Below are 10,703 nucleotides of genomic sequence, written 5' to 3'. Positions count from 1 at the left end.
CCGGGGTGATTCGGGGTGACCAAGCGCACGAAACGCGCCGGAAACTCGCCGGTGTGAGCCTGAACACATCCCCGTCGGCACACTCGGTGGAACCCGGCTCGGCCTGTCACGCTGAGATAACGAATAAGCGATAGTTTCGCACGGCCGAAACACCCTGGGACTTAGAGGATGTGAGATCCCATGACCGCCCCACACGTCCCTGAGCCGCACGTTCCCGCCGATGAGGGCGGCAGCGCACCATCTTCCACACCGCCCGCGCGGCGCTCACCCGGGCCGTCCGATCCCACCGCTGGGGTCCGCGCGCTGCTTACCTGGCTGGGCGGCGGCGACAGCCGCCTGACCGACCGGCACGAACTGTCCGGTTACGCGCTCACCGGCGCGGTGGTGGCGCTGTTCGCGGGTGTCGCCGGTGCGGTCACCGCCCTCGCGACCGGGGCAGCCGGCTGGCCGATCGTCGGCATCGTCCTCATCGCGCTGTTCGCCACCCTGTTGGCCGGAGCCGTCGGGCGGGCGCTGGCGACGGTTCCGGCACCCGCACGGGGTGAAACACGCCGTAGCCGAGCCGAATTCGCCGGGCGTGTCGCCGTGGCGGTGCTGGCGGGTGTGATGGTGGCCGAACTGGCGAGCACCGTACTGTTCGGCGGCACCGTGGACCGGCTGCTCGACGACCGGGCGCGGGCCGAAACCGAATCCGTCGCGACCGTGGTCACCGCCCGTGACGAACTCGATCGCGCCCGTACCGACCGCACCGCGCTCGACCAGCAGATCGCCCAGGCCAAAACCGATATCGACACCGCGCTGGTGATCGCGCGCTGCGAATACAACCCCGGCCCGGACTGCCCGAGCAACCGCATCACCGGAGTGCCGGGGCGCGGTCCCGAGGAGCGCACCGCCAACGAGATGCTCGACGACGCGCGCGCCCGGCTCACCGCCGCCGAGGAGCGAATCGCCGGACTCGACGCCCGGGTCTCCGACAGGGAGCAGGCCCTCGCCGACGCGCGGGACGCCGCATACACCGACGGCGACCGCGGACTGGGTGCACGCTGGGTCGCCATGAACGACCACACCACGGCGCACGGCGGCGCGCTGACACTGCGCCTCGCCACCATTGTGCTGATGGTGCTGCTGGCCCTGCTGCCGCTGCTGCTGCGCTGGTGGCGCGGGGAGACCTCGTTCGACCGGCGGGTCGCCTTCCGCGCCGACACCGACCGCGCCGCGCAGGAGGCCGAAACCGCCATCGCGGTGGGACGCGCGCAGACCCGGGTCGAGATCGAGAAGCTGCACACCGAACAGGCGATCACCGCCGCCCGGCTGACCGCGCACGCCGATACCGCCATCAACCGGGAACAGCAGCGCAAACGCATCATCGCCGCCATCGGCGGGCTGGAGATCGGCATCACCGAATCCGGCCGCCGCGCGGTGAACGAATTCGACCGCGCCGCGCTGGACGACGCGCCGGCGCACGAACTACCGGCCGCCGCGGCCGGAGACCGAAAGGACAGCTCCGTGTCTCAGGAGGGGATCGTGACACCGTCGAACCTGCCCGCCCAGATCGCGCCGGAAGCCCTGGCTCCGGCCGCCGCGGGCGGCGCGCTCGCCCCGGCCGGTGCCGCGCCGCGCCCGGAGCAGGCGAAACCCGGTGGCGGCCTGGAGCTTCCGATCATCGGCACGGTGCCCTTCACCGATACGGCCGCGCGCTGGATCCGCCCGCTGGTGCCCTCCTTCGTCGCCAATGCCATCGATACCGCGACCCATCCGCTGCGCACCGTCCGCCAGGCGTTCGAGGAGGCCGAGGAGATCACCTTCACCCTGCGCCGCACCCGCAAGGTGACCGTCGACTCCGAGGACTCCGCCCAGCCGCAGCAGCCCGGCTACCAGCTCCAACAGCCTGGCTACCAGCTCCCCCCGGGAGCCCAGCAGCAGTACGCCCACCACGTCGCCTCGACCGTGGTCGACCAGCCGTACGCCCAGTACCCGGGCTACGCCCCCGGCTACACCGCCCTGCCGGGCGGGCAGGCCGCCCACGGCTACGGCCTCCCACCCGCACCCCAGCAGACCGAGCTGAGCGCTCGGCAGCACCCGGCCCTCGAATACCGCGGGCCGCGCGAACTGCCGCCCGGCAAGAACGAGTAGATCGCAGCGGCAGTCCGCTGCGGCCGAGCGGCGACCGGACCCACCCGGAGCGGGCGGTAATCCCACGTCTGCGCGGCACGACCCAGGTTGCTCCGACAGTCGCGTGCGTGTGGGAACGGTTTGGCGGGGACACCATCGGCAGCCGGGGCCGGGGTCTACCGGTCCCCGAGCATGCGATGTGGATCAGGCTCGCTCGCAGGCGATTCCGTCATTGTCACGGTCGAGATGCGGGGCGTAGCCCGGGTCGCCCCGGTGCAGTGGGGCCTGGCCCGCGCGGCGGACCTCGTCACAGTTCCGGTAGTAGGTCGACGGTGCCTGCGGCTCCGGAGCGGGCTGCTCCGGCTGGGCCTGCGGGGCGGGCGCGGGGGCCTGCGGAGCAGGGGCGGGGGCCTGCGGAGCGGGACAGAACTGGGACGATCCGGCATTGCAGAGCAGATCGGTGATCGGATCGGCCGACGCGATCGGTGCGCCGAGGGTGAGTGCTGCGGTGGTGAGCAGTCCGGCCGCAACCGCGCCCGTGCGTCCGCGCCACCGGGTAATCGAGATGTTCACGCTGATATTCCTGACTGATACGCGCAGGTGAGACCGTGTCCCCTGCGTCCAAACCGTGCCGTGGAGCGTGGAGTGCCCACGCCCTCGGGCAGCGCGCCCCCGACCAAAGCGAACCGCGAGAAAACGCTAGCCCGCCGGAAGCCGACGGTTCTGACACAACCGCCGACATTCCGTGCCAAAGATCAGCCGGTCAACCGCTAGCGGTCGTGCCGCGCACCTGCGGCTCGGTAGACGATGACCGCTGCCAGCAGCAGGATCGCCGTGGTACCGGTGGCCGCCAGGTGGATGCCCGTGACGAAAGCCGCGTGGGCCGAGTCGATCAGGGTGGCGGCCGCCGCACCGGGTAGGTGACGGGCGGTTTCGACGGCGCCGCCGAGGGATTCGCGAGCCGCGTCCACGTGGGCGGACGGCACCGTGGTCAGGTCCAAGCCGTGGCGGAAGGCCGCCATCACCACGCTGCCGAGGATCGCGACGCCCAGGGCCACACCACCTTCCAGGGCGGTCTCGGAAATCGCGGCGGCATTGCCCGCCCGCTCGGCGGGTGCGGAGCTGATGATCATGTCGGCCGAAACCGTCAGCGCCACACCGGCTCCCAGACCGATCAGCAGGAAGCCGAGCACGAACGGCAGCACCGAGGCCGATGGATCGGCGCGCAGCAGCCAGAACAGCAGCGCGCCCGCGGCCGCCACCAGCAACGAAGCGACCAGCACCGACACCGGACGCCAGCGGCGCACCAGCCAGGCCGCGCCCAGCGAACCGGCCATACTGCCGATGGTGCCGGGAATGAGCAGCAGACCCGCTTGCAGCGGTGCCAAGCCCAGCACCAACTGCAAGTACTGCGACCCGAAGAACAGCACACCGGCCAGCGCGAACACCGACAGCAGATTGGTCAGCACCGCCGCGCGGAAGGGCGGCAGCGCGAACAGATCCAGGTCGATGAGCGGCGCGGTGAGGCGGCGCTGACGACGCAGGAAGACCGCACCCGCCAGCACGCCGACCACCGCCGCGACCAGCGCCACCGAACTCACGCCGTGCGCCGCGATCTCCTTGACCGCGTACACGATCGGGATCAGCGCCAGCATGGACAGCCCGGCGCTGAGCAGGTCGAAGCGGCCCGGATTCGGGTCCCGCGATTCCGGCACCAGCACCGGGGCCAGCACCACGAGCAGCGCCATGACCGGCAGGTTCACCAGGAAGACCGAACCCCACCAGTAGTGCTCGAGCAGCCAGCCGCCCAGCAGCGGACCGATGGCCGCGCCGCTGCCCGCCATCGCACCCCAGACCGCGATGGCGACCGTGCGCTGCCGCGGATCGGCGAACATGCTCCGGATCAGTCCGAGCGTGGCGGGCATGAGGGTCGCGCCCGCGACGCCCTGCAGCACGCGGGCGGCGATGAGCATCTCGGGGCTGATCGACCAGGCGGCCAGCGCCGAGGCCAGTGCGAATCCGGCCGCGCCGATGAGCAGCAGTTTCCGGCGGCCGATGCGGTCGCCGAGGGTGCCCATGGTGATCAGCAGTCCGGCCAGCACGAAGGAGTAGACGTCGATGATCCACAGCAGCTGCGGGGTGGTCGGGGCGAGATCGCCGCTGATGGCGGGGACCGCGAGGTCGAGCACGGTGGCGTCGACCGAGATCAGCAGCAGGGCCAGGGCGAGCACGCTCAGCCCGGCCCAGGTGCGGGCGGTGGCGCGCGGGGGTCGACCGTCCGGGAGGGGGGTGTCGACGGCGCGGCGGTCGGCCGCGGTGTCGGGAAGCGCCGCGGTTCCGGGTGTGGGCCGGGCATTGCTGTGGGTGGTCATATCCTTCGCTGCTTTCAGAGTTTGAACCGTCCAGACGGTACAGTAACAGACCAACCGTCCAGACGGTACAGTGATGCCCGTGACAGCGACGCGTGACCGCATCCTCGACGCCCTCGAAACCCTGCTGCTCGACAAGGGCATGTCTCAGGTGACCCTGGAGAACGTGGCCGCCGCGGCCGGCGTCTCCAAGGGCGGGCTGCTCTACCACTTCAAATCCAAGGACGCCCTGCTGGCCGGGCTGGTCCGCCGCCTCGGCGAACGCGCCGACCAGCAGCTCGAATCCGCCGTGTCGCAGGGCAGATCGGTAGCCGAGTGGTATTTGCAGACCCCGCATCCCGACAACGAGTCCGACGCCCTCGAATTGGCCCTGTACCGCTCCATGCTGGCCACCATGCGCACCGTCGACGGCCCGCACGACACCGACGTGGACGAGGTCGACCGCGCCCTCACCGAGGTGATGCACAGCTGGAAGACCGGTCTGGACAACGAGATCCGCGATCCGGTGCGCGCGGAGATCGTCAGCCTGGTGGGCGACGGTGTCTACCTGCGCGCCCTGCTCGGCCTGCCGCCCGTCGAACCGGAGCTGTACCGCCGGGTCGTCGCCCGCCTACTCGACGCGTAGGAGCGGAGTCGCCCGAACTACGCCGGAACGGCAGCCCACATACCGCGGTCTGCGCGCCGCACCGCACCCTTCACCGCGAGGCGGCGTGCATGCGGGGAACGTCATCGCGCAGGCGTCCGTGTCGACGGCACCGGGCCGGCAGTATCCGGAGGCGCGACGGCGGTCGCCTGCGCCAGTCGGCAACGAACGAGTTCCTACTGGGAATCGCCCGCCACCCGCCGAAAGCGTCGAGTCGCGACCGAAAGCCGCCGGACCGATAGACTCGGCCCGTGTTGCCAGCCGCCGACCACGCCGGTCCGACGACCGGATCGGCGACGGAACCCCAGCCCGAACCCGCGCCGGTGCCGATCCGGCCGCTGCGGTTCCGGGAACTGATGGACCTGCCGTTCGAGCTGGTGCAGCGCCGAATCAAGCTGTTGGCGGCCCTGTGTGGGGCCGGTGCGGCGGTGAGCGCGGCGGTCGCGATCGGCTGCACCCTCGTGGTGATCGCGCTGGCCGGTGACTCCGATGCCGCCGTCGCGGTCGGCGCGGTGCTCATCACCCTGGTGTGCCTCTGGTTCCTGCGGCTCTACGTGCGCGGGGTGACCACCGTCGTCGCGGTCGCCGAGGTGTACCGGCAGCCGCCGGGCTGGCGGAGCGCGCTGCGGCGGCTGCTGCCGCACCTGCCCGCGCTGGCGCTGTTCCAGCTCAAGTACACGCTGATCGGAGTCGGCGTGCTGGCGCTGGGCGTGCCGCTGGTCATCACGCTGCCGTTCGCGGTGATCTGGCTGGGCTGGCTGCGGGCGCGGCAGTACACCACCGCACCGGTGATCGTCGGGGAATCCGCCACCGCCGCGGTCGCCGCGCAGCGCGCGAAAACCCTGGCGCAGGGCACGGAATGGCAGTTGGTCGGCGTGTGGATGGCGCTGCGCACGCTGCTGCCGGTGCTGCTGCTGCCGATGCTGCTCGCCCTGGAACTGGTCGCCGAGTTCACCGGCACCCACCGTCCGGCGGTCATCGCCCTGATCATCAGCGTGGTCATGCTCTGGACCGCCTTCGCCGACACCATCGAATCCGCCACGCAGGCGGTCGTCTACGTGGACCGCCGCTGCCGCCGCGAGGGCTGGGACATCCGCATTCCGCGACCCGCGACCGCCACGGGAAATGGAGCACCGTCATGACCGGCACGGGGGGAGAACGCGACGACGCGGGTAGGCCGGAACCGCCGCGTAATCCGCCGGGTGCGCCGAGCACGTGGCGTCCGGTCGACAGCACCGATGCCCCCTCCTCGGGCGGTGGCACGGGCACGTGGCATCCGGTCGAGATGCCCAGCGCCCCACCCATTCCCACGTTGGGCGCGGCGGACGTACATCTGGCTGCTGCCGAGGAGGCGGCGCGCAGACAGGATTTCGCCACCGCACAGCGGGAGCGGTTCCGGGCGGTGACCCGCGGACTGGAGCAGCACGGGGTGCTCGAGGTCAGCCGCGCCCGCACCGCCGACGAGACCGCGCACGCCGCCACCACGGCGCTGGGCGAACGCGGCGAGGTCGCCGATCCCACCGAACTGCCCTCGGCGGCGCGCAGTTTCGACGAGATCGTGTACGGCGGTCGCCCCGCCACCGAATTCGAGTATCGCCGCCTGGAGCAGGCCGACCGCTACTCCACCGCACCGCCGCCGGGCGCGGAGCCGGACGAGATCAGCGAACGCCGCCGCAAGCCGCGCAAGAAGACCGCGCGCTCCCGGCGATCGGTGGACACCCCGGAACTGTTGCGCGACTGGCGGTTCTGGGCCGTGATCCTCGGTGTGCTCGCGGTGGCGCTGCTGATCTTCGGGCTGGTGAACGCTCTCAGCGCGCCCTCGGTACCACGGCCGACCGCGCCGGACGGGCCACCGCCGCAACCACCCGATATCGACGGACCGGAGTTCGGGGAGGGTCAGGACTCGCTGTTCGAGCGGCTCCCCGGCTGGGTCGCCTTCGGTGGCCTGCAATGGGCCGTCGCCTGGGCGATCGTGCTGTGGTGGCGGGCGCGCCGCCGTGGCAGCGTGGTGCCCGATCCGCTGCCGGTGCAGGTGCCCGCCCACGAACTGCTCGCCGGACAGGCCGGGCTGTACCGCCGCTCCCGCGACTTCGAGCATGTGGCCGCCCGGCTGCGCTCGGCGTCACTGCGGCGGCTGCGCCCGGTGCTCGGCCTCACCGCCGACAGCACGCCCGACCGGGTGCTGGCCGCGGTGACCGCGCGCAGCGGGGCCGCACCGGCACTCGTCACCGCCGCCCTGTACGACCCGGTCCCGGACCGGGGCACCCTCGAACTCGTCGCCGCCCAACTCGAATGGATCGAAGCGGAGGTCCTGTGACCACAGTGGACACCACCCACACCCCTACCGCCGAGGACGCCCAGCAGGCCCTGCTGGCCCTGCGCGCGGAGATCGGCAAGGCCGTCGTCGGCAATGACAATGCGGTCATGTACCTGGTGCTGGCGCTGCTGTGCCGCGGCCATGTACTGCTCGAAGGCGTTCCGGGCGTGGCGAAGACACTGCTGGTGCGCTCGCTGGCCACCGCGCTGGAGTTGGAGCACACGCGTGTGCAGTTCACGCCGGACCTGATGCCCGGCGATGTCACCGGTTCGCAGATCTACGATCCGCATTCGGCCGAGTTCACCTTCCGGCGCGGCCCGGTGTTCACCAATCTGCTGCTCGCCGACGAAATCAACCGCACCCCACCGAAAACCCAGTCGGCGCTGCTGGAATCCATGGAGGAGCGCCAGGTTTCGGTGGACGGCGTACCGCAGCCGCTGCCGGAGCCGTTCGTGGTGATCGCCACCCAGAACCCCATCGAGCAGGAGGGCACCTACCCGCTGCCGGAGGCACAGCTGGACCGGTTCCTGTTCAAGGTCGACGTGCAGTTGCCGGGCCGCGACGACGAGTTCCGGATTCTGCAACGGCATGCCGCCGGGTTCGACCCGCGCGATCTGGCGGGCGCGGGGCTGCGGCCGGTGGCCGGTCCGGCCCATATCGAGGCCGCCCGCCGGGCGATCGCGCAGGTCACCCTGAGCCCGGAGGTGCTGGCCTACATCGTGGACCTGTGCCGGGCCACCCGCACCTCCCCCGCCGTCGCGCACGGTGCGTCCACGCGCGGCGCGACCGCGCTGATGGCGGCGGCGCGCGCCTTCGCCTGGCTCAACGGGCGCGGCTACGTGACCCCCGACGATGTGAAAGCCATTGCGCTGCCGGTGCTCCGGCACCGTTTGCAGCTGCGGCCCGAGCACGAGGTGGCGGGTGTGACGGCCGAGGGTGTGCTGACCTCGCTGCTCATGTCCGTTCCCGTTCCGGTGTAGCCGATGGTCGTGACCGGCCGGTTGGCCCTCGCCGCGGCGGCCGCGGCGCTGTTCGTCACCCTGGTGCTGCCATCCTGGCTCGGGGTGCTGGTGGCGACGGCGGCACTGGCGGTGCTGGTGATCGCGGACCTGGCGCTGCTCGGCTCCGCCGACGACCTCGAGCTGACCCGGGAACCGGTCACCACGGTGCGCACCGGACGCGCGGCCGAGGTGGAACTGGTTGTGCTGAACAAGGGTTCGCGCACGCTGCGCGGCATTGTGTGGGACGACTGGCCCGACAGCGCGCACGCCGAACACCGCACGCACGAACTGCGTCTGCCCGCCAATACCCGGGTTCGGTTCCACACCGAACTCACGCCGGACTATCGCGGTGACCGCATCGCGGGACCGGTGACGATCCGGCTGCTCGGCCCGCTCGGCATGGCGGGACGCCAGACCCGCCGGGCGGTGCCCGCTCGGCTGCGCGCGCTGCCGCCGTTCCGGTCGGAACGACTGCTGGGAGCGAAGATTCGCCGCCTGCAGCAGATGGAGGGGCGCAATACCGCCACCATTCGCGGGCAGGGCACCGAATTCGATTCTTTCCGCGAGTATGTGGTCGGCGACGACGTACGCACCATCGACTGGCGCGCCACCGCCCGTGCCGACGACGTGCTGGTGCGCACCTGGCGGCCGGAACGCAACCGGCACGTGGTGATGCTGCTCGACACCGGGCGGATCAGCGCGGGCCGTGTCGGCGACGGCACCCGCCTGGACGCCATGGTGGAGGCGGCGCTGCTGCTGGCCGGACTGGCCGCGGCGGGCGGCGATTCGGTGGATCTGCTGGCCTTCGACCGGGAGTTGCGCACCGAGGTGCGCGGGATCGGCGGAAAACGGTTGCAGTTCAAGCTCATGCACGCCCTGGCCGCGGTCGCGCCGCGCCTGGTGGACACCGACTACCAGGCCCTGCTGAACGCGACCCTGCAACGCGCCCGCCGCCGCAGCCTGGTGGTGTGGTTCACCCACCTGGACGCCGCCGTGGTGCAGGAGCGGCTGCTGCCCGTGCTGCCGGTGCTCACCCGCCGCCACCGGGTGCTGATCGTCGCGGTCACCGACCCCGAGGTCGCGGCCGCCGCCACCCGCCGCGCCACCGTCGACGACCTGTATACGGCCGCCGCCGCGGAGAGCCTGGTCATCGAGCACACCCTGACCCGGGAAAGCTTGCAGCGCATGGGCGTCCGCGTGATCGCCGCACCGCCGGAGCAGCTGCCGGAGGCATTGGCGAACGAGTATCTGGAGCTGAAACAGACCGGCGCGCTCTGAACCCGGCCGTTGTTACCTCCTTTGAGGGTTTGGTCGCAAGATCCCGCTCGATTCGAGGTCAACCTTCCACCGTCTCTTCAACATTACGATGACAAGGTATGTCGAGGAGCGCAGCGGCTGCGTCACGCGGTCGAGCGGTGATCGCCGCAGGACGTCGTCATTCGGTCGGCGTCCGCACGGATGGATCGGTATCGACGGCGGGACGGCCCCGGGCACCGGAGTGCCGCACCGATACCTGGCGCGACATCGTGGCCGTGGCCGCTGGAAACGTACACACCTTCTCGAACACGGGCCGGTCGCACACCGTGGGCCTGCACGCTGACGGCACCGTCGTCGCGGTCGGCTGGAACGGGGACGGCCAGTGCGACGTCGACGCCTGGACCGGTGTGGTCGGCATCGCCGCTGGTTGGCGACGCACCCTGGCAGTTCTCGCGGACGGCACGGTCCGGGCGGCGGGAAGAGGAACCGAGGGGGCGTGCGACGTCGACGCCTGGCGCGAGATCGTCGCCGTGGCCGCCGGGGATTGGCATTCGGTCGGCCTGCGCGCGGACGGCACGGTCACGGCGGTGGGTAACAACCGAAGGCGACAGTGCGAGGTCGCCGACTGGCGCGACGTGCGTGCCGTCGCGGCAGGCTATCTGCACACCGTGGCCGTCACCGCGGCCGGGCGGGTGCTCGCCACCGGGGCCGCGTCGCATGGCGTCACGGAGGTATCCGGCTGGCACGACGTGGTCGGAGTATCCGCGGGCAGCTGTCACACCGTCGCGGTCGATACCCACGGCCGGGTATTCGCCGCCGGAGACAACAGCCGCGGACAGTGCGATGTGGGGTCTTGGCGCGATGTCGTAGCGGTCGCCGCCGGGTCGACGCACACCCTCGGGCTGCGCGGCGACGGAACCATTCTCGCAGTGGGCGATAATGACAGCGGTCAATGCGATACGTCGGGGTGGCGACTCCGGATCTGATGGTCGGTCGGCGAGGTT

General features: G+C 71.3%; 9 protein-coding genes. 7 read left to right on the top strand and 2 right to left on the bottom strand.

The features are described from left to right. Positions 1 to 180: 180 nt before the first annotated feature. Positions 181 to 2,133 (top strand): DUF4407 domain-containing protein, encoded by a 1,953-nt coding sequence (locus ON31_RS00930; RefSeq protein WP_081592126.1) that lies wholly within the window; start codon positions 181 to 183, stop codon positions 2,131 to 2,133. A gap of 183 nt (positions 2,134 to 2,316) precedes the next feature. Here ON31_RS00930 and ON31_RS00925 read toward each other — a convergent pair whose 3' ends face one another. Further along, on the bottom strand, positions 2,317 to 2,685 hold the full coding sequence (locus ON31_RS00925; protein ID WP_370450370.1) for an excalibur calcium-binding domain-containing protein: 369 nt from the start codon (positions 2,683 to 2,685) through the stop codon (positions 2,317 to 2,319). Positions 2,686 to 2,882: 197 nt separating this feature from the next. Then, positions 2,883 to 4,484: an MFS transporter gene (locus ON31_RS00920; protein WP_081592125.1), complete on the bottom strand. Its 1,602-nt coding sequence runs from the start codon at positions 4,482 to 4,484 to the stop codon at positions 2,883 to 2,885. Between the two features lie 73 nt (positions 4,485 to 4,557). Here ON31_RS00920 and ON31_RS00915 point away from each other — a divergent pair, with 73 nt between their 5' ends. The 6 genes from ON31_RS00915 to ON31_RS00890 all read left to right on the top strand — a co-directional run bounded on the left by ON31_RS00915 (position 4,558) and on the right by ON31_RS00890 (position 10,685). Further along, positions 4,558 to 5,106, top strand: a complete 549-nt coding sequence (locus ON31_RS00915) for a TetR/AcrR family transcriptional regulator (protein WP_039808209.1) — start codon at positions 4,558 to 4,560, stop codon at positions 5,104 to 5,106. 269 nt (positions 5,107 to 5,375) lie between these two features. Next, complete coding sequence (locus ON31_RS00910; protein WP_051036581.1) at positions 5,376 to 6,266, top strand: hypothetical protein; 891 nt, start codon at positions 5,376 to 5,378, stop codon at positions 6,264 to 6,266. Then, positions 6,263 to 7,441, top strand: a complete 1,179-nt coding sequence (locus tag ON31_RS00905; protein ID WP_255221929.1) for a DUF4129 domain-containing protein — start codon at positions 6,263 to 6,265, stop codon at positions 7,439 to 7,441. The genes ON31_RS00910 and ON31_RS00905 overlap by 4 nt, the downstream gene beginning before the upstream one ends. Beyond that, complete coding sequence (locus ON31_RS00900; protein WP_051036578.1) at positions 7,417 to 8,421, top strand: AAA family ATPase; 1,005 nt, start codon at positions 7,417 to 7,419, stop codon at positions 8,419 to 8,421. Before ON31_RS00905 ends, ON31_RS00900 begins: the two co-directional genes overlap by 25 nt. Positions 8,422 to 8,424: 3 nt before the next feature. Then, positions 8,425 to 9,720 carry a DUF58 domain-containing protein gene (locus tag ON31_RS00895; protein WP_039808203.1) on the top strand — a complete coding sequence of 432 codons (1,296 nt, stop codon included), beginning with the start codon at positions 8,425 to 8,427 and terminating at the stop codon, positions 9,718 to 9,720. Positions 9,721 to 9,818: 98 nt separating this feature from the next. Then, on the top strand, positions 9,819 to 10,685 hold the full coding sequence (locus tag ON31_RS00890) for an RCC1 domain-containing protein (protein WP_051036577.1): 867 nt from the start codon (positions 9,819 to 9,821) through the stop codon (positions 10,683 to 10,685). The last annotated feature ends 18 nt before the right edge of the window (positions 10,686 to 10,703 follow it).

The organism is Nocardia otitidiscaviarum NBRC 14405 (assembly GCF_000308635.1).
In the GTDB taxonomy this organism is placed as follows: domain Bacteria; phylum Actinomycetota; class Actinomycetes; order Mycobacteriales; family Mycobacteriaceae; genus Nocardia; species Nocardia otitidiscaviarum.
The sequence above is the reverse complement of the archived record's forward strand: the minus strand, read 5'-3'. Positions and strand labels throughout refer to the sequence as shown.

Bases quoted from the DNA above. Each gene is read 5' to 3' on its own strand.
- ON31_RS00930 (WP_081592126.1), top strand. From the start codon at position 181: ATGACCGCCCCACACGTCCCTGAGCCGCACGTTCCCGCCGATGAGGGC.
- ON31_RS00920 (WP_081592125.1), bottom strand. From the start codon at position 4,484: ATGACCACCCACAGCAATGCCCGGCCCACACCCGGAACCGCGGCGCTT.
- ON31_RS00915 (WP_039808209.1), top strand. From the start codon at position 4,558: ATGCCCGTGACAGCGACGCGTGACCGCATCCTCGACGCCCTCGAAACC.
- ON31_RS00905 (WP_255221929.1), top strand. From the start codon at position 6,263: ATGACCGGCACGGGGGGAGAACGCGACGACGCGGGTAGGCCGGAACCG.
- ON31_RS00900 (WP_051036578.1), top strand. From the start codon at position 7,417: ATGGATCGAAGCGGAGGTCCTGTGACCACAGTGGACACCACCCACACC.
- ON31_RS00895 (WP_039808203.1), top strand. From the start codon at position 8,425: ATGGTCGTGACCGGCCGGTTGGCCCTCGCCGCGGCGGCCGCGGCGCTG.
- ON31_RS00890 (WP_051036577.1), top strand. From the start codon at position 9,819: ATGTCGAGGAGCGCAGCGGCTGCGTCACGCGGTCGAGCGGTGATCGCC.